Source organism: Pseudomonas boreofloridensis (genome assembly GCF_030580795.1).
Taxonomy (GTDB): Bacteria; Pseudomonadota; Gammaproteobacteria; order Pseudomonadales; family Pseudomonadaceae; genus Aquipseudomonas; species Aquipseudomonas boreofloridensis.
In genome coordinates, this window is record NZ_JAUQOQ010000001.1 from 403,881 (window position 1) to 423,419 (window position 19,539).

At 63.0% G+C, this 19,539-nt stretch carries 18 protein-coding genes; 8 read left to right on the top strand and 10 right to left on the bottom strand.

The window, feature by feature from the left end; genetic code table 11:
- Positions 1-2: 2 nt before the first annotated feature.
- From rssC to Q6A47_RS01755, 3 genes are all read right to left on the bottom strand, one after another.
- Complete coding sequence (gene rssC / locus Q6A47_RS01745) at positions 3-485, bottom strand: anti-sigma factor antagonist RssC (protein ID WP_029613011.1); 483 nt, start codon at positions 483-485, stop codon at positions 3-5.
- Entirely contained in the window at positions 482-1,666 is a 1,185-nt protein-coding gene (gene rssB / locus Q6A47_RS01750) for a two-component system response regulator RssB (RefSeq protein ID WP_304482761.1), read from the bottom strand. The genes rssC and rssB overlap by 4 nt, the downstream gene beginning before the upstream one ends.
- A 348-nt stretch (positions 1,667-2,014) precedes the next feature.
- Positions 2,015-2,722: an MlaA family lipoprotein gene (locus tag Q6A47_RS01755; RefSeq protein ID WP_039578752.1), complete on the bottom strand. Its 708-nt coding sequence runs from the start codon at positions 2,720-2,722 to the stop codon at positions 2,015-2,017.
- Positions 2,723-2,921: 199 nt separating this feature from the next.
- Between Q6A47_RS01755 and pcrP the strand changes: the two genes are divergently transcribed.
- On the top strand, positions 2,922-3,485 hold the full coding sequence (gene pcrP, locus Q6A47_RS01760; protein WP_029613014.1) for an HAD superfamily inactivated hydrolase PcrP: 564 nt from the start codon (positions 2,922-2,924) through the stop codon (positions 3,483-3,485).
- Between the two features lie 122 nt (positions 3,486-3,607).
- Positions 3,608-3,871, top strand: a complete 264-nt coding sequence (locus Q6A47_RS01765) for a DUF4404 family protein (RefSeq protein ID WP_029613015.1) — start codon at positions 3,608-3,610, stop codon at positions 3,869-3,871.
- A gap of 40 nt (positions 3,872-3,911) precedes the next feature.
- Here the strand turns inward: Q6A47_RS01765 and queF are convergent, their stop codons facing one another.
- Positions 3,912-4,742, bottom strand: a complete 831-nt coding sequence (queF, locus tag Q6A47_RS01770) for an NADPH-dependent 7-cyano-7-deazaguanine reductase QueF (RefSeq protein WP_116888620.1) — start codon at positions 4,740-4,742, stop codon at positions 3,912-3,914.
- Between the two features lie 68 nt (positions 4,743-4,810).
- Positions 4,811-5,281: a cupredoxin domain-containing protein gene (locus Q6A47_RS01775; RefSeq protein WP_304482762.1), complete on the bottom strand. Its 471-nt coding sequence runs from the start codon at positions 5,279-5,281 to the stop codon at positions 4,811-4,813.
- 192 nt (positions 5,282-5,473) lie between these two features.
- Here Q6A47_RS01775 and Q6A47_RS01780 point away from each other — a divergent pair, with 192 nt between their 5' ends.
- Positions 5,474-6,154: a heavy metal response regulator transcription factor gene (locus Q6A47_RS01780; protein WP_029613018.1), complete on the top strand. Its 681-nt coding sequence runs from the start codon at positions 5,474-5,476 to the stop codon at positions 6,152-6,154.
- Entirely contained in the window at positions 6,151-7,488 is a 1,338-nt protein-coding gene (locus Q6A47_RS01785) for a heavy metal sensor histidine kinase (RefSeq protein WP_304482818.1), read from the top strand. The genes Q6A47_RS01780 and Q6A47_RS01785 overlap by 4 nt, the downstream gene beginning before the upstream one ends.
- 19 nt (positions 7,489-7,507) lie before the next feature.
- Here the strand turns inward: Q6A47_RS01785 and Q6A47_RS01790 are convergent, their stop codons facing one another.
- From Q6A47_RS01790 to Q6A47_RS01800, 3 genes are read right to left on the bottom strand one after another with little or no spacing between them, the layout of a single operon-like run.
- Positions 7,508-8,752: a lipoprotein-releasing ABC transporter permease subunit gene (locus Q6A47_RS01790; RefSeq protein WP_304482763.1), complete on the bottom strand. Its 1,245-nt coding sequence runs from the start codon at positions 8,750-8,752 to the stop codon at positions 7,508-7,510.
- A 55-nt stretch (positions 8,753-8,807) separates the two neighbouring features.
- Positions 8,808-9,491, bottom strand: a complete 684-nt coding sequence (lolD, locus tag Q6A47_RS01795; RefSeq protein WP_209435528.1) for a lipoprotein-releasing ABC transporter ATP-binding protein LolD — start codon at positions 9,489-9,491, stop codon at positions 8,808-8,810.
- Between the two features lie 7 nt (positions 9,492-9,498).
- Positions 9,499-10,749 (bottom strand): lipoprotein-releasing ABC transporter permease subunit, encoded by a 1,251-nt coding sequence (locus Q6A47_RS01800; RefSeq protein WP_304482764.1) that lies wholly within the window; start codon positions 10,747-10,749, stop codon positions 9,499-9,501.
- A gap of 93 nt (positions 10,750-10,842) precedes the next feature.
- On the opposite strand from Q6A47_RS01800, the gene Q6A47_RS01805 reads away from it, so the two are divergent.
- A complete protein-coding gene (locus Q6A47_RS01805; protein WP_304482765.1) occupies positions 10,843-11,427 on the top strand; it encodes a PilZ domain-containing protein in 585 nt (194 codons plus the stop codon).
- Positions 11,428-11,459: 32 nt separating this feature from the next.
- Positions 11,460-12,176, top strand: coding sequence for a glycerophosphodiester phosphodiesterase (locus Q6A47_RS01810; protein ID WP_039578770.1), 717 nt, complete (start codon positions 11,460-11,462; stop codon positions 12,174-12,176).
- 48 nt (positions 12,177-12,224) lie between these two features.
- Here Q6A47_RS01810 and sthA read toward each other — a convergent pair whose 3' ends face one another.
- Together sthA and Q6A47_RS01820 are read right to left on the bottom strand one after the other, a co-directional pair.
- Positions 12,225-13,619, bottom strand: a complete 1,395-nt coding sequence (gene sthA, locus Q6A47_RS01815; protein WP_029613024.1) for a Si-specific NAD(P)(+) transhydrogenase — start codon at positions 13,617-13,619, stop codon at positions 12,225-12,227.
- 252 nt (positions 13,620-13,871) lie between these two features.
- Positions 13,872-15,335, bottom strand: a complete 1,464-nt coding sequence (locus tag Q6A47_RS01820; RefSeq protein WP_295482145.1) for a glyceraldehyde-3-phosphate dehydrogenase — start codon at positions 15,333-15,335, stop codon at positions 13,872-13,874.
- A gap of 166 nt (positions 15,336-15,501) precedes the next feature.
- Between Q6A47_RS01820 and mfd the strand changes: the two genes are divergently transcribed.
- Positions 15,502-18,951, top strand: a complete 3,450-nt coding sequence (gene mfd, locus Q6A47_RS01825; RefSeq protein WP_304482766.1) for a transcription-repair coupling factor — start codon at positions 15,502-15,504, stop codon at positions 18,949-18,951.
- A gap of 9 nt (positions 18,952-18,960) precedes the next feature.
- Positions 18,961-19,536, top strand: a complete 576-nt coding sequence (locus Q6A47_RS01830; RefSeq protein ID WP_304482767.1) for a CsiV family protein — start codon at positions 18,961-18,963, stop codon at positions 19,534-19,536.
- Positions 19,537-19,539 lie beyond the last annotated feature (3 nt).

A 19,539-nucleotide genomic window follows, 5' to 3' on the forward strand; every position in this document is an offset into this window, starting at 1 on the left:
GATCAGGACCGCTCCAGCGCACTCACCAAGTCACGAAACGCTTCGCGGTTGGAGTCGTTCAGGCCCATCAGGATCTTGTGCGCCTCCAGGACCTTGGCACGCACGACTTCCTCGTTCTCGTCCTGGGAAGGCAGATCGCTCAGGCAGTCTGGGCACGGCAGGGGCCGATCGACGATATTGAACACCTGATCGAAGCCCATCGACTGCAGCAGCCGGGAAATATCCGGGTTTGTGGTGACCACAGTGGGCAGTAGGCCGACCTTCTGACGCGAAAGAATCGACAGCTTGGCCAACAGACCCAAGGTGGTGCTGTCGATGCTCTCGGTCTCGGTCAGGTCGATGACGATGGCCGAGAAATTCAGCGCCGTGAAGATCTTTTCGATCGTCGCATCCAGGGCTGAACATAAGGTCAGGCGCACTTCACCGACGAATTTCAGTACGAAGGTACCGTTCTGCTCGGCGAACTGGATTCTACCGGTACTCATGGAAGGTTCCTGCTCAACACCAATAGGGCGATATCATCCGGCATCTCCCCAAGCGTAGCTAATCCGAATCGACTGCGCAGTCCGTCCAGACTGCCCTGCGCGTCTTTGACAATCTCCGGCAAGTTTGCCTCTTTGTCTTTGAGTGTGGCCCCAGGCAAAAGGTCCAGGATGCCATCGGACATCAGCGTAAGGCTGAAGCGCGGCGGCAATTTCAGCACATGGTCCTGATAGGTGGCTTCGTCGAACAGCCCTACCGGCAAGCCACGCCCCTCGAGGTAGCGTGCCTGACCTGGGGTATACAACACGGGCAACGGCAGATGGCCGCCCACGCTGTAGGTCATCAGTCCGGTGTCCTCGTCGATCACTCCGCCGACCATGGTCACATGCTTGCCCAGCTTGCAGTTGATCAGCCCACGGTTGATGTGCGACAGCACCTCGGACGGCTTGAAGTCGCGCATCTTGCCGTTGCGTTTGAATTCGAACAGCAAACGGGTGGTCATGAACTTGAGCAGCACAGTGACAAATGCCGACGAAGCGCCATGGCCGGACACGTCCGCCAGGTAGAACGCTACTCGACGTTCATCGACACGGAAGTAGTCGGTGAAGTCGCCCGACAGGTACAACGAGGGAATGATCTGGTGATCAAACGACAGGTCGCCCGCCGTCCAAGGCTTTTCCGGCAGCATGTTCATCTGCACCTGACGCCCGGCGGTCTGGTCTTCCTGCAACAGATGCAGACTGGCTTCCAACTCACGATTGGCCGCTTCGAGCTTCTCGCGGTAGCGCTCGTTTTCCAGCATCAACCGCGAGCGATCCAGCGCGCGGCGTACCGAGTGCTCGAGTACGGCGAGGTCTTCCAGCGGCTTGATCAGATAGTCGGCCGCGCCCAGGCGCAGGGCTTCGACTGCATCGCTCATCACCCCGGCACCGGACACCACGATCACCGGCACTTGCGGAGCCTGCTCGGTGATGCGACGGATCAACTCGAGCCCGCCCATCTGAGGCATGCGCAGATCGCAGATAACGAGTTCAGGCTGGTGTTCTTCGAAGACCTGAAGCCCCTGTTGGCCATTGATGGCCTGAAGGACGCTGAAGCCGCTGTCTTCCAGATACGCGGCGAGGCTTGCACGGACCACGTCGTCGTCATCGATTATCAGCAGCGTTGCACGGGTTTTCTGCATGTGGGCGAACGGCGCCGATTGGTTGGCGTAGCGGACATCGGCAAGGACGACGGTCGACTACTTGGAATACTGATGACCGCTGCGCGCGAGGTGGACAGCAAGGCTATCCGGCGACGCGCAAAGGTGCCTGTAAGGCGCAGACGGTACTCCCATCCGCTGGGCGTTTCAAGCATGCGAGGATGGAGTGCGCAGGCCTAATCACCTGAGGTTATTGGAGACCAGGTTTTGGCTCACTAATGGATATAGCCAAGCCGTTTGAATGGCGCGTTGTCACCTTGTGAAGTGCGCGCCGTGCCCACATTCGCCGACGAAAAAGGCGATCCGAAGATCGCCTTTTCTGTGGACGGCTCAGAAGTCGTCTTCGACCTCGCCATCCTTGACCTTGAACTCCCTGTTCTGCAGGTAAGCGTTGCGGATGAAGATGTACTTGTCGCCCTGTATCAGCTTCTCTGCCGGGAGCAGGCTGGCGCGGGTATCGACCACATCGAGCGCGAAGATCGAGTTGCGCGTCGGCACATGGTCGATGTAGCGATAGGGTTCGGTGAAGGAATCCGGGTACTTGGACAAGCCATCGCGCACGGTGCTCGGCCCCAGCAGCGGGATGACGACATAGGGCCCGCTGGGCACGCCCCAGTAGCCGAGGGTCTGGCCGAAGTCTTCATCGCTGCGCTGCAGACCCATGCGGGTGCCGACATCGAAGAAACCGCCCAGGCCGAAGGTGGTGTTGACGATCAGCCGCGCCGTGTCGACACCCGCAGCATGAGGCTTGAGCTGGAACACATTGTTGACCAGGTTGCCGACATCGCCCAGGTTGCGGAAGACGTTGTGAATGCCGTCTTCGAGAAACTGCGGGGTCACGGCCTCGTAGCCTTTGGCCAACGGTCTCAGGGCGTAAGTATCGATCACGTCGTTGAAGCGGAAGATCGGTCGGTTGACCGCTTCCCATGGGTCGTCCTCGGTGGCCGCCTGGGTGGCGGCCATCGGCGCCAGCAGCAGGCTGGCACAGACACAGGCCTGGGTGATTCGCTCGATCACACCGGCACCGATCCTCTGCATAGCTGTTTCTCCATCGGGTTTCACGGCGGCAAGCACCGGATGGCGCTGCGCGATAGGGCGCCAGTATACGGGCAATCTGGCTGGCGGCGAGCATGGCATATCTTGCTTGATCGCGTAGTGTTCATCTCGCTCTTCATGTGACTGTCACACCACCGTCACATAGAGACTCTAGCGTGGGCGATATTTCAGGGATGTTGCCATGCACGAAGCCCCCGCCCCCACTGCCGTGCTGTTCGGCCTGCGCGGCTGCCTGGTCCAGGCTGCGAAGGGTAGCCCCCTGCCCGCCCCCGGCGCTCTCGACACCCTGGCGTCGCTGCACGCGCAACAGGTGCCCTGCATCTGGCTCGATGAACTGGACAGCGAGCACAGCACTGCGCTGACCGCTGTGCTGCCGAGTTGGTTACCCGGCCACGCCGCCAATGGCTCGCCTTGGCCTTCCCCGAACGCCTGCTGGCAAGCATTGATGTCACTGAGCAGTGCCCGCCTGGACGGATGCGTCCTGGTGAGCGGCGAACCGCGCCTGCTGCAGGCAGGCCTGAATGCAGGACTGTGGACCGTGGGCCTGGCCACCTGCAGCCCATCGTGCGATCAGACCTCGAACCGGTGGCAGGCCATGAGCGTGCAGGAGCAGGAGCTGGCGCGCGGCAAGTCCACCCTTGAACTGTTCGGATTGGGCGTGCACTCGGTGATCGACCATCTCGAAGCGCTCGACACCTGCCTGGCAGACATTGCCCACCGTCGACGCAAGGGTGAAAAACCCTGACAGCGCGGCTTGATGCCGATCATGCAAAGCGTCAGCAAGTGGATTACGCTTGCAGTCAGGTCAGAACCTTTGCGCCTGCGCCGAGGTCCATGGCTTGCCAAGTCATTGATGGAGAACAGCCAATGCCCGCCCGCGAATTGCAAGAACGCCTGAACAGCCTGCGCGAGCAACTGGATCGAAACGTACCGCTGTCGGAAGAGGAACTCACCGGCCTGCGCGAGGAAGCACGACAGATCGAGGCGCAGATCAAGCTCGAAGAAGTCTCGCCAGACAACAATCTGGTTGATGGCGTGAATCTCGCCGTCGAGCGCTTCGAAGTCGATCACCCCGATCTCACTGCCACGCTGCGCGACATCATCACTCGCCTGCACAGCATGGGTATCTGATACGCCGCTTGGGGCTGCGGGTGCGGCCCCGAAGATGAACTTACTGGCGCACCAGCCTGCCGTTGCGCGGGCTGATCGGCGCGGTGCTGCGATAAGGATTGATATCAAGCCCGCCCCGGCGCACGTAGCGTGCATACACCGTCAAGTGCTCTGGCTGCAGCAGGCGCAGCAGATCCAGATAGATGCGCTCCACGCACTGTTCGTGGAAGTCGGCATGCTGGCGGAAGCTCACCAGGTAGGTCAGCAGGCTGGCAGGATCCAGCGCCCTGCCCTTGTACTCAACCACCACGCTCCCCCAGTCCGGCTGACCCGTCACAGGGCAATTGGATTTGAGCAGATGGCTGTGCAAGGTTTCCTCGACCACGCGATCAGGCTCGCAGCGCAGCAGCTCGGGCTGTGGTTCGCCATAGTGGCTGATGGTCACATCCCGCGCATCGATGCACTGCCCTGGCAGGGCCATGACCCCCTCGTTTTGCACCTCGTCCAAGCTCCGCACCCGCACCCGCACCGGTTTACCGGCGGCGGCAGAGAGGTCTTGCTCAAGACACGCCACCAGTTCCTCGGCAGAGGCGAACACAGTCTGGTTCAACGAGTTGAGGTAGAGCTTGAACGACTTGGATTCGATGATGTTGGGCGAGTCGGCCGGGATGGCGAACTCGCCGATGGCCACCACTGGCTTGCCTGAAGGCAGCAGCCAGGACAGCTCGAAGCAGTTCCAGTAGTCCACGCCCTGCCACGGCAGCGTTTGCGCAGTGACGCCCAGTTCGGCCCACTTGGCCGCTCGGGGGATCGGGAACAGCAGCGAGGGCGTGTAGATGGCGATGTATTCGCTGGACTTGCCCAGCGGGGAGTGTTCGGCGGCGGGATGCATGTCTCTGACCTGAAAACGCGGAAATGCGCCCATTCTACCGGTTTTGCCGCCCGCCTTGGGCGCCGCTGTCACTCGATGGTCAACTGACCGACCATGCCCGCCTGGTAATGGCCTGGCACGTTGCAGGCAAACTCGATGGGCGCCGACTGGCGGAAGGTCCAGGTCAGCTCGGCACGCTGTCCTGGCTGGACCAGCACGGTATTGGCCGCGTCATGGCCATGCGCAGCGTGGCCCATCTGTCCATGATCCATACCGGCCATGGCGGCCATTTCCTTCTGATGCTCGGCGTGCATGGCCGCATCGCCCAGGTTGAACTCGTGAACCAGCTTGCCTTCGTTGATCAACACGAAGCGCACCGTCTCCCCCGCCTTGACCTGCAACTCGCCTGGTTCAAAGGCCATATCCTTGAGCACTACCTGCACGGTACGGGTGGCTGTGCTGGCAGGAGCAGGCTCGCCGAAGGCGAACGACTTGGCGCCGTCCGCCAGCGCCGGCAGGCTGGCAAAGGCGAAGGCAGCACTGAGGATCACAGATTTCATGGAGACTCCTGGCGTAAGTGGACAATGGCGCCACTCTACGGTCAGCGTGCTGGCGGCGGGCTGACCGGCAGATTACAACGCTGTCAGCTTGGGCACGCTGACGTTGGCTCACGTATCATCGTCGTCAATTCCCTTGGCAGCCGAGCGCGCCCACGGTGCGAGCAGGCCAACGCTCTTGTGTGTGGACACCCCATGAAACTGTTGATCGTCGAAGACCAGGCCCGCACCGGCCAATACCTGCGCCAAGGCCTGAGCGAAGCGGGCTTTGCCACGGAATTGGCCGACGATGGCGAAACCGGAGAATTTCTTGCCCTCACCGGCGATCACGACCTGCTGATCCTCGACGTGATGCTACCCGGCCGCGACGGCTGGCAGATCCTCCAGGCCGTGCGCCAGGCTGGACTGGACACGCCAGTGCTGTTCCTTACCGCGCGCGATGCCGTGGCCGACCGTGTCCATGGCTTGGAACTGGGCGCCGACGACTACCTGGTCAAACCCTTCGCCTTCTCCGAACTGCTCGCTCGGGTTCGCAGCCTGCTGCGACGCGGCTCAAGCCCGAGCCAGGACAACGTCCTGATCCTCGCCGACCTGCGCCTGGACCTGTTGCGCCGCCGCGCCGAGCGTGCCGGTAGCCGTATCGACCTTACCGCCAAGGAGTTCGCCTTGCTCGAACTGCTGCTGCGCCGCCAGGGCGAGGTGCTGCCCAAATCGCTAATCGCCTCGCAGGTGTGGGATATGAATTTCGACAGCGACACCAATGTCATCGAAGTCGCGATCCGGCGTCTGCGCCTGAAAATCGACGAAGGCCATCCCGGCAAGCTCATCCATACCGTACGCGGCATGGGCTACGTGCTCGAAGAGCGTGCCGACTGATGCCGCGCCTGTCACTGGGAGGGCGCCTGGCCCTGCTGTTCGCCGCCTGCACTGCAGCCGTTTCCCTGACCGCTGGACTGCTGTTCAGCCAGGCCAGCGAACGGCACTTCGTCGAGCTCGATCAGCAGCTGCTCAGCGCCCGCCTTTCGCAACTGCGTACCGCCCTTGCCCATGTCGACTCCCCAAGTGCACTGGAGGCCAAAGTGCCAGTGCTGCGCAGCGAACTGAGCCACCAGGCAGACCTGGCCCTGCGCATCCGCGGCAACGATGACACGCTGTGGTTCGACAGTCGCACCGGCTTGCCCGAGGAACCTCGCCAGCCGGGCCTGGCCACCCTGCACAGAGGCAGCATCGCCTACCGCAGCCTTTCCGAGCGCGTAACAGGCGGGCAGGTCACGCTGTTTCTGGACATCACCCATCACCAGCACTTTCTGGAGCGCATGCAGCAATTGATCTGGCTGACAGTGGGCCTGTCCGCGCTGGTCACCGCCCTGCTCGGCGCCTGGGCGGTCAGGCGGGGACTACGCCCCTTGCGCCAGATGGGAGCGGTGGCGGCCAGTGTCAACGCCCGCTCGCTGACCACTCGCCTGCCGGTGGCGCAACTGCCGGAGGAACTGGCCGAGCTTGGCCAGACCGTCAACGCCATGCTGCAGCGCCTGGAAGATGCCTTCGTGCGCCTCTCGGCCTTCTCCGCCGACATTGCCCATGAGCTGCGCACGCCGCTGTCGAATCTGCTCACGCACACCCAGGTCACGCTCACCCGGCCGCGCAGCCTGGACGAGTACCGTGAGGCCTTGCACGACAATCTCGAAGAGCTGCAGCACATGGCGCAAATGGTCAACGACATGCTGTATCTGGCCAAGGCCGACCATGGCTTGCTCATGCCTAACCGAGAGCGGCTGGACCTGGCAGCGGAGGTCGATGCCCTGCTCGACTACTACGCCGCACTGGCCGAGGACGCCGCCATCACCCTGCGCCGCCAAGGCCAGGCGCACCTGCAAGGCGATCGCCACATGCTGCGCCGTGCGCTGTCGAACCTGCTGGAAAATGCCCTGCGCTTCACGCCGCCAGGCGGAACGGTCGAGGTGAGCGTGTCACCCGACCTGCGCGTGGACGTGGCCAACACCGGACCGGCCATCGCCGAGCACGCCCTGCCGCGCGTGTTCGACCGCTTTTATCGAGAGGATCCGGCACGCCATGAAGGCAGCACCGAGCACGCGGGACTAGGACTGGCGATCACCCGCTCGATCGTCCAGGCCCATGGCGGCTCGATAAGCGCGCACTGCAGCCAAGGCTGGACACATTTCGTGATCGAACTGCCCCAGCCATGCTGAGATAGCCCCAGGGCAGGCCTCACTCGTAACGCAGGGCCATCGCCGGCTCGATCTGCGACGCCCGGTACGCGGGGTACAGGGTGGCGAGGAAGCTCATCACCAGTCCGGCGCTACAGATGATCGCCACATCGCCCCACTGCAGTTGCGACGGCAGGCTGCTGATGAAGTACAGGTCGGAGGTGAAGATGTGCTGCCCGCTGGTACGTTCCAGCCAGCCGACGATAGCGCTGACGTTGAGCGCACCGATCACGCCCAGCACACCGCCGATCAAGGTGCCGACGATGCCGATCAGGCTGCCCTGAACCATGAAGGTGCCCATGATCTGCGCCGGCGTAGCGCCTAGGGTGCGCAGGATGGCGATGTCCGCGCCTTTGTCGTTCACCACCATCACCAGCGTGGCGATGATGTTGAAGGCCGCCACCGCGATGATCATCAGCAGCAACAGGCCGATCATGGTCTTCTCCATCTTCATCGCACTGAACAGGCTGCCCTGGGTGTGCGACCAGTCGTCGGCACGATAGGCCGTGCCGAGGCGGGTGGCGATCGCCTTGGACACCTGCGGCGCCGCGTACAAGTCATGCAATTTCAGGCGTACGCCCTGCACCTGGTCGGGCGCCCAGCGTTGCATCTGACCGGCATCGGCAATGTGGATGTAGGCCTGCGAGCCGTCCAGCTCGGCACCGACCTTGAAGATGCCGACCACGGTCAGGCGCTGCATGCGCGGGGTGATGCCGCCCGGCGCACTGCTCACCTCCGGAACGATCAGCGTGACCTTGTCGCCGGTGTTCAAGCGAAAGCGACGCGCCGTAAGCTCACCGAGCACTACCCCATAATCGCCCGGCTGCAACGCCTGCAGCGAGCCCTGGACGATATGCTCGCCGACGATGGACACCTGGCCCTCCTCGGCCGGGTCGATGCCACTGACCTGGATCGGCTGCATGGCGCCCTTGTAGGAAAGCATGCCCTCCATTTCGGTCAAGGGCGCGGCGGCGACCACGGCTGGATTCTTCAGCGCGGCCGTGGCCACGCTGTGCCAGTCATCCAGCGGCTGAATGCCCAGAATGCTGGCGTGCGGCACCAGGCCCAACACGCGCGAACTCATCTCCCGCTGGAAGCCGTTCATGACCGACAGCACCACGATCATCGCCAGCACACCCAGTGACAGGCCGATCATCGAAGTCATGGAAATGAACGAGATGAAGTGGTTGCGGCGCTTGGCACGGGTGTAGCGGGCACCGATGAACAAGGGCAAGGGTCTGAACATGTACGCGAACATCCAGTTGAACAGAGGATGGGGCCGCGCAGGCAGCCCCGTGCAGTCAGATCGAGACCAGGCGACCGTCTTCCAGGCTCAGCACACGGTCCATCTTGCGTGCCAGGCTGAGGTCGTGGGTCACCACCAGGAACGCTGTGCGCGACGCTGTCGACAGCTCTTGCATCAGTTCCTGAATGCCCATGGCCGTGTGGTGATCGAGGTTGCCGGTGGGCTCGTCGAGCATCACCAGACCCGGCTGGTTGACCAGCGCACGGGCAATCGCCACACGCTGGCGCTCGCCACCGGACAGCTCGGCAGGCTTGTGATTCAGGCGATGCCCCAGGCCCACGCGCTCGAGCAATGCGGTGGCGCGCTGGCGGGCCTCGGGAATCGGCGTGCGGCCGATCAGCAGCGGCATGCAGACGTTTTCCAGGGCGGTGAATTCGGCCAGCAGGTGATGAAACTGGTACACGAAGCCCAACGCGCGATTGCGCAGCAGGCCGCGATCGCGCTCGCCCAACGCCGACAGCTCTTCGCCGGCCAGCCAGACGCTGCCCTGGGACGGTGTGTCGAGCCCGCCGAGCAGGTTGAGCAGCGTGCTCTTGCCCGAGCCGGAACTGCCGACAATGGCCACCCGCTCGCCTGGAAGCAGCTCCAGGCTCAATCCGGACAGCACCTGCACCGACTCCGGGCCCTCGTCATAGGACTTGCCCAGGTTGCGGCAACTCAGTACGGCTTTATCACTCATGCGCGACTCACTCATAACGTAGCGCCTCTGCAGGCTGGGTGCGCGCAGCACGCCAGGCCGGATACAGGGTGGCGAGGAAACTCAGGGCCAGCGCCGCACCACAGACCATCCACACATCCTGGGCGATGATCTGCGACGGCAGGTAATCGATGAAATACACGTCGGCGTTGAGGAATTTGTGCCCGATCAGCCTCTCGATGCCGGCAATGGCGGCGCTGACGTTGAGCGCGGCGAGGATGCCGACCACGGCGCCGATCAAGGTGCCGACCACGCCGATGACCGTGCCCTGGACCATGAATATCGCCATGATCTGTCGTGGCGTGGCGCCGAGGGTACGCAAAATGGCGATGTCGCCGCGCTTGTCGTTGACCACCATCACCAGGGTGGAAATGATGTTGAACGCCGCCACCGCGACGATCAGCAGCAGCAACAGGCCGATGATCGACTTCTCCATGCGAATCGCTTGGTACAGGTTGCCCTGGGTGCGGGTCCAGTCGCGGGCATAGTACTGCTGCTCGCCCAACTGCTTGACGATGTTCCAGGCCTCGCGAGGCGCCTGGAACAGGTCGTCGAATTTAAGCCGCAGCCCTTGCACCTGATCGGCTTTCCAGCGGTGCAGGCGCGACAGGTCGGACAGGTTGGTCAGCCCCAGGTACCCATCGATTTCGCCAGCACCCACGTGGAAGGTGCCGACCACGGTAAAGCGCTTCATGCGCGGGAACATGCCGGCCGGGGTGATGCTCACCTCCGGCGCGACGAACGTGACTTTGTCGCCGACCTTGACGCCCAGTTTGTCGGCCGCCTTGTCACCGATCAGGATGCCCCACTCACCCGGCGCCAGGCGGTCGAGACTGCCCTGCTTGATGAAGTTGTCGATGATCGACACCTCACGTTCACGCTCGGGCAGGATGCCGTTGAGCAGCATCTTCTGCACCTTGCCGTCATGGGTCAACAGACCCTGCATCTGGGTGAAAGGCGCGACCGCCTGGACATGCGGATTCTGCTTTACTTGTTGAGCGAGGGCCTGCCAATCGGCGATGGGCTGATCGCCTTCCACGGTGGCATGCGGAACCATGCCCAGCACGCGGGTGCGCATCTCGTGGTCGAAGCCGTTCATCACCGACAGCACCACGATCATGACCACCACGCCCAGGGCGAGGCCGATCATCGAGGTCAGGGAAATGAACGAGACGAAATGGTTGCGGCGCTTGGCACGGGTGTAGCGGGTGCCGATGAATACGAAGAGAGGTCTGAACATGTCGGGGCTTGTTCGCAGGAAAGGGAACGTCCTTGTGGCGAGGCGCCTGTGGCGGCTTTACACTCGGACCACTGCCGCAACCATGGGTTCGCCATGACGACACTAGACGAAGAAGATCGGCGCGAATACTACCGCATCGAAGATCGGATCGCACTGCAAATCAGCCCGTTGAGCGCGGCGCAAGCCCTTGATACAGAACTGTTGCTGGATGATTCGCCGCTGTTCAACCTGCTCAGCGAACTGCACCTGTCCGACTTTGAAGCCCAGCACCTGTTACGCCAGCTCAGCGACAAGGACCGTACCCTGGCCGCCTTTTTGCGCGCGCAGAACAAGCGCCTCGATCTGCTCAGCGCAGTGGTGGCGCAGACCCTGCTCGGCGAAATCGGCGAGCCGCAACGGGTGATCATCTCCGAGGGCGGAATCGAGTGCGTTCAGGCGCAGAGGATTGCCCCGGGCACCCGGGTGAAAGTGAAGATGGTGCTCATGCCACGCGCCCATGGCCTGCTCTTGCGCGGACGCATCACCCACTGCGATCCACAGGCTGACGGCCAATTCGAGGTCGGCACCGAATTCACCGACATGAGCGATGCCGAACGCCAGTTGCTGGCCCGCTACATCCTGCAGCGCCAGCAACAGCAGCGCCGCCAGCAGCTGGAACGGCAAGACCCGCAACCCTGAACTTTTCCCTCTCCCGACTTGAAGGAATGAACGTGACCCTGATCTACGGCCATCGCGGCGCCAAGGGCGAAGCACCCGAGAACACCCTGACCAGCTTCCGCCAGTGCCTGTCGCACGGCGTGCACCGCTGCGAACTGGACCTGCACCTGTCGGCCGACAACCAGTTGATGGTGATCCACGACCCGACCCTCAAGCGCACCACGGGCCGCCGCGGCAAGGTGGTCGAACACAGCGCCGCCAACCTTGTCACTTACGACGCCCGCCAAGGCGGTCCGGGCCATGTGCAGCCCTGCCCTATTCCGCGCTTGGAAGAACTGTTCGAAAAATGCGCCTTCGAGCACTGGCAGCTTGAAGTCAAAAGTGCGTCTCGTACGCGCGCCGCTACCACGGTGCTGGCCATTCGCGAACTGGCCCAGCAGTACGATTTGCTCGACAAGGTGACCATCACCTCGAGTTCACGGGAAGTGTTGAGTGCGGCCCAGGAGCTGGTGCCGGACATCGCGCGCGGACTGGTCGCCGAGTACGCCTGGCTCGACCCATTGAAGGTCGCGCAGAACTACGGATGCAACCTGCTGGCGCTGAACTGGACGCTGTGCACACCCGAGCGCCTGATCAAGGCCCAGCGCCAGGGTCTGCACGTGTCGGTATGGACGGTCAACGAGCCGGCACTGATGCGCCGACTCGCCGACTTTGGCGTGGACAGCCTGATCACAGACTTTCCCGGTTTGGCCAAGACCACCCTCGGGTAGGGCTGAAATCGGTCTCCCCGACCGGCTCAGGCCACCGGCCGGAGCCGCTCAAAAAAGCCGGTTCAGCCCGTCGTATGCCGCTACCCGATAGGCCTCGGCCATGGTCGGGTAGTTGAAGGTGGTGTTGACGAAGTACTTCAGATTGTTCAGTTCGCCCGGCTGGCTCATGATCGCCTGACCGATGTGCACAATTTCCGAAGCCTGATAGCCGAAGCAGTGCACGCCGAGAATTTCCAGGGTCTCGCGGTGGAACAAAATCTTCAGCATGCCCTGCGGCTCGCCCGCGATCTGCGCACGGGCCATGCTCTTGAAGAAGGCCTTGCCCACTTCGTATGGCACCTTGGCCTGAGTCAGCTCTTGTTCGTTCTTGCCGATCGAACTGATCTCGGGAATGGTGTAAATGCCGGTCGGCACGTCGTTGACGAAGCGCCAGCTACCATTGTCGACGATGCTGCCGGCGGCCGAACGGCCCTGGTCATGGGCGGCACTGGCCAGGCTCGGCCAGCCGATCACGTCGCCGGCACCGTAGATGTTCGTCACGCCGGTGCGGTAGTTTTCGTCCACCTCGATCTGCCCGCGGCTATTGACCTTGATGCCGATGTTTTCCAGGCCCAGCTTGTCGGTGTTGCCGGTGCGGCCATTACACCAGAGCAAGGCATCGGCCTTGATCTTCTTACCCGACTTCAGGTGCAGGATCACGCCGTTGTCCAGCCCTTCAACCCGCTCGTAGTCTTCGTTATGACGCACGGTGATGTTGTTGTTGCTGAAGTGGTAGCTCAGCGCCTGGGAGATTTCCGAGTCCAGGAAGTTCAACAGCTGGCCACGGTTGTCCACCAGTTCGACCAGTACGCCCAGACCGCTGAAGATCGAGGCGTATTCGCAACCGATCACCCCAGCGCCGTAGATGATGAGCTTGCGCGGGGTGTGGCTGAGGCTGAGGATGGTGTCGCTGTCGTACACCCGTGGGTGATGGAAGTCGATGTCGGCCGGACGATACGGGCGCGAACCGGTCGCGATGATGATGTGCTTGGCGTTGAGCTTTTCGACCACGCCATTGGGGCAGACCACTTCGACCGTCTGCTCGTCGGCGAAGCTGCCGGTGCCGACGAACACATCGACGCGGTTACGCGCATAGTAGCCGGTGCGCGAGGCGACCTGCTTGGCGATCACCTTCTCGGCACTCTTGAGTACGTCCGGGAAGGAGAACCAGCGCGGTTCGCCGATGGCCCGGAACATCGGGTTGGTATTGAACTGCATGATCTGCCGCACCGAATGACGCAGTGCCTTGGACGGAATGGTACCCAGGTGGGTGCAGTTGCCGCCGACCTGGCGACGACTGTCGACCATCGCCACCTTGCGACCTGCCTTGGCGGCATTCATTGCCGCGCCTTCACCGGCTGGGCCGGAACCCAGCACCACCACGTCGTAGTTGTAGACAGCCATGCGTACTCCTTCAGAACTGGCCCGTCAGCCGGTTGGCCACGGGGCTCGCCATGACGCCGCAGCGCCATGAAAAAAATTCGGGTGCAGTCTAATCAAGCCTGAACGCTGCGCACATTAACCCTTGGTCGCGTCGTAGGCCAACACTGCCTGCACTACATGTACAGCACCTGTCACTCAGCCGAGCGCGCAACCGGCACCGCACGAAAAACGGGAACCCGCAGGTTCCCGTTCGTTCAAGACTTCACACGCGTATCAGCGTGGGAACGCTGGCGGGTTGACGCCAGCCATGTCTTCCATCACGCGGACCACCTGGCAGCTGTAGCCGAACTCGTTGTCGTACCAGACGTACAGGACAACGCGGTTGTCGTTGCAGATGGTGGCTTCGGCATCCACCACACCGGCATGGCGCGAGCCGACGAAGTCGGTGGAGACCACTTCCTGGGAGCTGACGTAGTCGATCTGCTTGTGCAGTTCCGAGTGCATGGCGGTCTGGCGCAGGTACTCGTTCAACGCTTCACGGCTGGTGGCTTTCTCGAGGTTCAGGTTGAGAATGGCCATGGACACGTTTGGCGTCGGTACGCGAATGGCGTTACCGGTCAGCTTGCCTTTAAGCACCGGCAGCGCCTTGGCGGCGGCGGTGGCGGCACCGGTTTCGGTGATGACCATGTTCAGCGGCGCGGCGCGACCACGACGGCTGCCCTTGTGGAAGTTGTCGATCAGGTTCTGGTCGTTGGTGAACGAGTGAACGGTTTCGACGTGACCGTTGACGATGCCGTACTCATCGTTGATCGCCTTGAGCACCGGCACGATGGCGTTGGTGGTGCAGGAAGCGGCGGAGATGATCTTGTCGTCGGCGGTGATTTCACCGTGGTTGATGCCGTGCACGATGTTCTTCAGCGCGCCCTTGCCCGGTGCGGTGAGGATCACGCGACCGGCGCCCGGGCAGGCCAGGTGCTGGCCCAGGCCGTCGGCGTCACGCCAAACGCCGGTGTTGTCGACGATCAGTGCGTTATCGATGCCGTACTGGGTGTAGTCGACTTCGCTCGGATTCTTGGCGTAGATCACCTGAATCAGGTTGCCGTTGGCGGTGATGGTGTTGTTGGCTTCATCGATGGTGATGGTGCCATCGAACGGGCCGTGCACCGAGTCGCGACGCAGCAGGCTGGCGCGTTTGACCAAGTCGTTCTCGGCCCCCTTGCGCACGACGATGGCGCGCAGGCGCAGGCCGTCGCCGCCACCGGTCTTCTCGATGAGGATGCGCGCCAGCAGGCGGCCAATGCGACCGAAGCCATAGAGCACGACGTCGGTGCCCTTGCGTGCCGAAACATTTTGCTGACCGACCACATCGGCCAGTTCGTCGCGCACGAACTGCTCGGCGCTGCGGCCGTTGCCCTGCTGCTTGAACTTGTTGGCCAGCTTGCCCAGGTCGACCGAAGCGGCGCCCAGTTTCAGCTCGCTCATGGCCTTGAGCAGCGGGAATGTCTCGTGTACGGACAGTTCGGTCTCGTCGGTCTGACGGTGACGCGCAAAGCGGTGGGCCTTGAGGATCGAGATAACCGAACGGTTGATCAGGCTACGGCCATAGATCGAGCTCACCACATTGTTATTGCGGTAGAGCTGACCGATAAGCGGGATCATCGCTTCAGCCAGGGCTTCACGATCGATCCACTCACCAAGACACTGGTCGGGCTTCTGAGTCACGGGAACCTTCCACATGTAGGGACAGAAAAAAGGGGCTACATTATGCCGCCCCGTCGCGTAACCGGCAATGAGTGCCTGTCGGCGCCGCACACAGGCGCCTTCGCGGCCTTTGGAACCTGACAGCAGACGGTGGCGTCAGTACAATCAATCCCTTTGCCGCACGCTTGGAGTCAGATCTTCCGTGTCAGTTCTGCGCCTACCGCCACTGTCGGCCACGGCCGGCAAACAAACCTGGGGCAACCTGCCCGGAGCCGCCCTCAGCCTGGCCATCGCCGAAGCCGCCAGCAGCGCTGGACGCTTCACCCTGCTGCTGACCGCCGACAGCCAGGCCGCCGACCGCCTTGAACAGGAGCTGCGCTTCTTCGCACCGCAGCTGCCGGTGCTGCCGTTCCCCGATTGGGAAACGCTGCCCTACGATCTGTTCTCGCCGCACCAGGACATCATCTCCCAGCGCATTGCCAGCCTGTACCGCCTGCCGGAACTGGACCACGGCATTCTGGTGGTGCCAATCAGCACTGCCCTGCACCGCCTGGCACCCACCCGCTTCCTGCTCGGGGGCAGCCTGGTCCTGGACGTGGGGCAGAAGATCGACGTCGAGCAGATGCGCACGCGCCTTGAAGCCAGCGGCTACCGGTGCGTCGACACGGTCTACGAGCACGGTGAATTCGCCGTGCGCGGCGCGCTGATCGACCTCTTCCCCATGGGCAGCAAGGCCCCCTATCGCATCGACTTGTTCGACGACGAAATCGAGACGCTGCGCACCTTCGATCCGGAAACCCAACGTTCGATCGACAAGGTCGACTCAGTGCGGCTGCTGCCGGCCCGCGAATTTCCCATGCAGAAAGACGAAGTGACGCGCTTCAAGGCGCGCTTTCGTGAACGCTTCGACGTGGACTTCCGCCGCAGCGCGATCTTCCAGGACCTGACCAGCGGCATCATCCCCGCGGGCATCGAGTACTACCTGCCGTTGTTCTTCGAAGAAACCGCCACCCTGTTCGATTATCTGCCGAGCGACACCCAGGTATTTTCGCTACCCGGCGTGGAACAGGCCGCCGAGGTATTCTGGAACGACGTGCGCGCCCGCTACGAGGAGCGCCGTGGTGACCTGAGCCGCCCGCTGCTGCCACCGGCCGAGCTGTTCATGCCGGTCGAGGACTGCTTCGCCCGACTCAAGCAGTGGCCGCGGGTGGTGGTCAGCCGCGATGAGCTGGAGGCCGGCGCTGGCCGCGTGCGTTTCCCCGCACGCATCCTGCCCAGCCTGGCCATCGAGGCCAAGGCCAGCCAGCCACTGGCCGAGCTGGCGAATTTCCTCGACCAATTCCCGGGTCGCGTGTTGTTCACGGCTGAATCGGCCGGGCGTCGCGAGGTGCTGCTGGAACTGCTCGAACGCCTGAAGCTGCGTCCGCACACCGTCGAAGGCTGGACCGATTTCATCACTGGCAGTGAGCGCCTGGCGATCACCATCGCCCCGCTGGACGAAGGCTTGCTGCTGGACGATCCTGCCATCGCCCTGATCGCCGAGAGCCCGTTGTTCGGCCAGCGGGTGATGCAGCGCCGACGCCGCGACAAGCGCGGCGAAGCAGCCAACGACGCGGTCATCAAGAATCTCACCGAACTGCGCGAAGGCGCGCCGGTGGTGCACATCGACCACGGTGTAGGCCGCTACCTGGGTCTGGCCACCTTGGAGATCGACGGCCAGGCTGCCGAGTTCCTCACCCTGGAGTACGCCGAGGGCGCCAAGCTCTACGTCCCGGTGGCCAACCTGCACCTGATCGCACGCTACACCGGCAGCGACGACGCCTTGGCGCCGCTGCACCGGCTTGGCTCCGAAGCCTGGCAGAAAGCCAAGCGCAAAGCCGCAGAGCAAGTGCGCGACGTGGCCGCCGAGCTGCTCGACATTTACGCCCGCCGCGCCGCGCGCAAAGGCTATGCCTTCGCCGACCCGTCAGCCGACTATGCCACGTTCAGCGCCGGCTTCCCGTTCGAGGAAACGCCGGACCAGCAAGCGGCGATCGAAGCGGTGCGCCAGGACATGCTCGCTGCCAAGCCCATGGACCGCCTGGTGTGTGGCGATGTCGGCTTCGGCAAGACCGAAGTGGCCATGCGCGCCGCTTTCATTGCGGTGCACAGCGGCCGCCAGGTGGCAGTGCTGGTGCCCACCACCCTGCTCGCCCAGCAGCACTACAACAGCTTCCGCGACCGCTTCGCCGACTGGCCGGTAAAGGTCGAAGTGATGAGCCGTTTCAAGTCGGCCAAGGAAGTCGCCAGCGCTGCAGCCGACCTCGCCGAAGGCAAGATCGACATTCTCATCGGCACCCACAAGCTGCTGCAGGACGATGTGCGCTTCAAGGACCTGGGCCTGGCGATCATCGACGAAGAGCACCGCTTTGGCGTGCGCCAGAAAGAGCAGCTCAAGGCGCTGCGCAGCGAGGTAGACATCCTCACCCTGACCGCCACGCCGATCCCGCGCACCCTGAACATGGCCGTGGCCGGCATGCGCGACCTGTCCATCATCGCCACCCCGCCGGCGCGACGCCTGTCGGTGCGCACGTTCGTCATGGAGCAGAACAAAAGTACGGTCAAGGAGGCGTTGCTGCGCGAACTGCTGCGTGGCGGCCAGGTGTACTACCTGCACAACGACGTCAAGACCATCGAGAAATGCGCCGCCGACCTGGCCGAGCTGGTGCCCGAGGCGCGTATCGGCATCGGCCATGGGCAAATGCGCGAGCGCGAACTCGAACAGGTGATGAGCGACTTCTACCACAAGCGTTTCAACGTGTTGATCGCCTCGACCATCATTGAAACCGGCATCGACGTGCCCAGTGCCAACACCATCGTCATCGAACGCGCCGACAAGTTCGGCCTGGCGCAGTTGCACCAATTGCGCGGCCGCGTCGGGCGCAGCCACCACCAGGCCTACGCCTACTTGCTGACCCCGCCGCGTCAGCAGATCAGCACCGACGCCGAAAAACGCCTGGAGGCGATCGCCAACACCCAGGACCTGGGCGCAGGCTTCGTCCTGGCCACCAACGACCTGGAGATCCGCGGCGCCGGCGAGCTGCTGGGCGAAGGGCAGAGCGGCCAGATCCAGGCCGTGGGCTTCACGCTTTACATGGAGATGCTCGAACGGGCGGTCAAAGCGATCCGCAAGGGCACCCAGCCTAACCTCGAACAACCCCTGGGCGGAGGCCCGGAGATCAACCTGCGCCTGCCCGCGCTGATCCCCGAAGACTATCTGCCCGACGTGCACGCGCGGCTGATCCTGTACAAACGCATCGCCTCGGCCACCGACGAAGAAGGCTTGAAGGATCTGCAAGTGGAAATGATCGACCGCTTCGGCCTGCTGCCCGAGCCGACAAAACACCTGATGCGCCTGACACTGCTCAAGCTGCAGGCTGAAAAGCTCGGCATCAAGAAGGTCGACGCCGGTCCCAACGGCGGCAAGCTGGAGTTCGAGGCCGAAACGCCGGTCGATCCGCTGACCCTGATCAAGCTGATCCAGAGCCAGCCCAAGCGCTACAAGTTCGAGGGCGCGACGCAGTTCCGCTTCCTGGTGCCGATGGAGCGTCCGGAAGAACGTTTCAATACTTTGGAGGCGCTGTTCGAGCGCCTGGCCCCACAATCGAATTAAGGAAGCTCCATGCGCGCCATTGGTTACCTGACCCTGCTGCTGACGCTGACCGCGCCGGCGGCGGCCTTCGCCGAAGGCCCGTATCAGGTGGAAATGCTGCTGTTGCGGCAAAATACGGTTGCGGCCGTCACCAGCCCCTTCGCGCCCGAGAATTGGAGCGCGGGCGCTGCGCGCCTGACCCCGGATGCCGAACGCCCGCTGGCACTGGCCGACGAAGCCACGCGCCTGGAGGCGACTGCCGACTACACCGTGCTGGTGCACAAGGCCTGGCAACAAGAGGTCGGCAGCGAGCCGAGCCGTATCGCGCTTGGCACAGGCGAAGAGCAGTTCGGCCACTTTCCCATCGAAGGCAATCTCAGCATTGCCGAAGGTCGTTTCACCCGGATCGACGCCAATTTCTGGGTCAACGAACTGGACGGTAACGGCAGCGTGCTGCGCAGCGAGCAGTTCAAGCAGAGCAACAGCAACGTGAAGAATGGCCAACTCACCTTCCTCGACGGCGGTCACCTGGCATTGCTGATCAAGGTCGCACCGGTGGGCATGCGCAAACCACCGATGCCCGACCCGGAAATGATGGAGCAGTGAGGC

Coding starts and splice junctions, on each gene's coding strand:
- rssC (WP_029613011.1), bottom strand. CDS start 485: ATGAGTACCGGTAGAATCCAGTTCGCCGAGCAGAACGGTACCTTCGTA.
- rssB (WP_304482761.1), bottom strand. CDS start 1,666: ATGCAGAAAACCCGTGCAACGCTGCTGATAATCGATGACGACGACGTG.
- Q6A47_RS01755 (WP_039578752.1), bottom strand. CDS start 2,722: ATGCAGAGGATCGGTGCCGGTGTGATCGAGCGAATCACCCAGGCCTGT.
- pcrP (WP_029613014.1), top strand. CDS start 2,922: ATGCACGAAGCCCCCGCCCCCACTGCCGTGCTGTTCGGCCTGCGCGGC.
- Q6A47_RS01765 (WP_029613015.1), top strand. CDS start 3,608: ATGCCCGCCCGCGAATTGCAAGAACGCCTGAACAGCCTGCGCGAGCAA.
- queF (WP_116888620.1), bottom strand. CDS start 4,742: ATGCATCCCGCCGCCGAACACTCCCCGCTGGGCAAGTCCAGCGAATAC.
- Q6A47_RS01775 (WP_304482762.1), bottom strand. CDS start 5,281: ATGAAATCTGTGATCCTCAGTGCTGCCTTCGCCTTTGCCAGCCTGCCG.
- Q6A47_RS01780 (WP_029613018.1), top strand. CDS start 5,474: ATGAAACTGTTGATCGTCGAAGACCAGGCCCGCACCGGCCAATACCTG.
- Q6A47_RS01790 (WP_304482763.1), bottom strand. CDS start 8,752: ATGTTCAGACCCTTGCCCTTGTTCATCGGTGCCCGCTACACCCGTGCC.
- lolD (WP_209435528.1), bottom strand. CDS start 9,491: ATGAGTGATAAAGCCGTACTGAGTTGCCGCAACCTGGGCAAGTCCTAT.
- Q6A47_RS01800 (WP_304482764.1), bottom strand. CDS start 10,749: ATGTTCAGACCTCTCTTCGTATTCATCGGCACCCGCTACACCCGTGCC.
- Q6A47_RS01805 (WP_304482765.1), top strand. CDS start 10,843: ATGACGACACTAGACGAAGAAGATCGGCGCGAATACTACCGCATCGAA.
- sthA (WP_029613024.1), bottom strand. CDS start 13,619: ATGGCTGTCTACAACTACGACGTGGTGGTGCTGGGTTCCGGCCCAGCC.
- Q6A47_RS01820 (WP_295482145.1), bottom strand. CDS start 15,335: ATGTGGAAGGTTCCCGTGACTCAGAAGCCCGACCAGTGTCTTGGTGAG.
- Q6A47_RS01830 (WP_304482767.1), top strand. CDS start 18,961: ATGCGCGCCATTGGTTACCTGACCCTGCTGCTGACGCTGACCGCGCCG.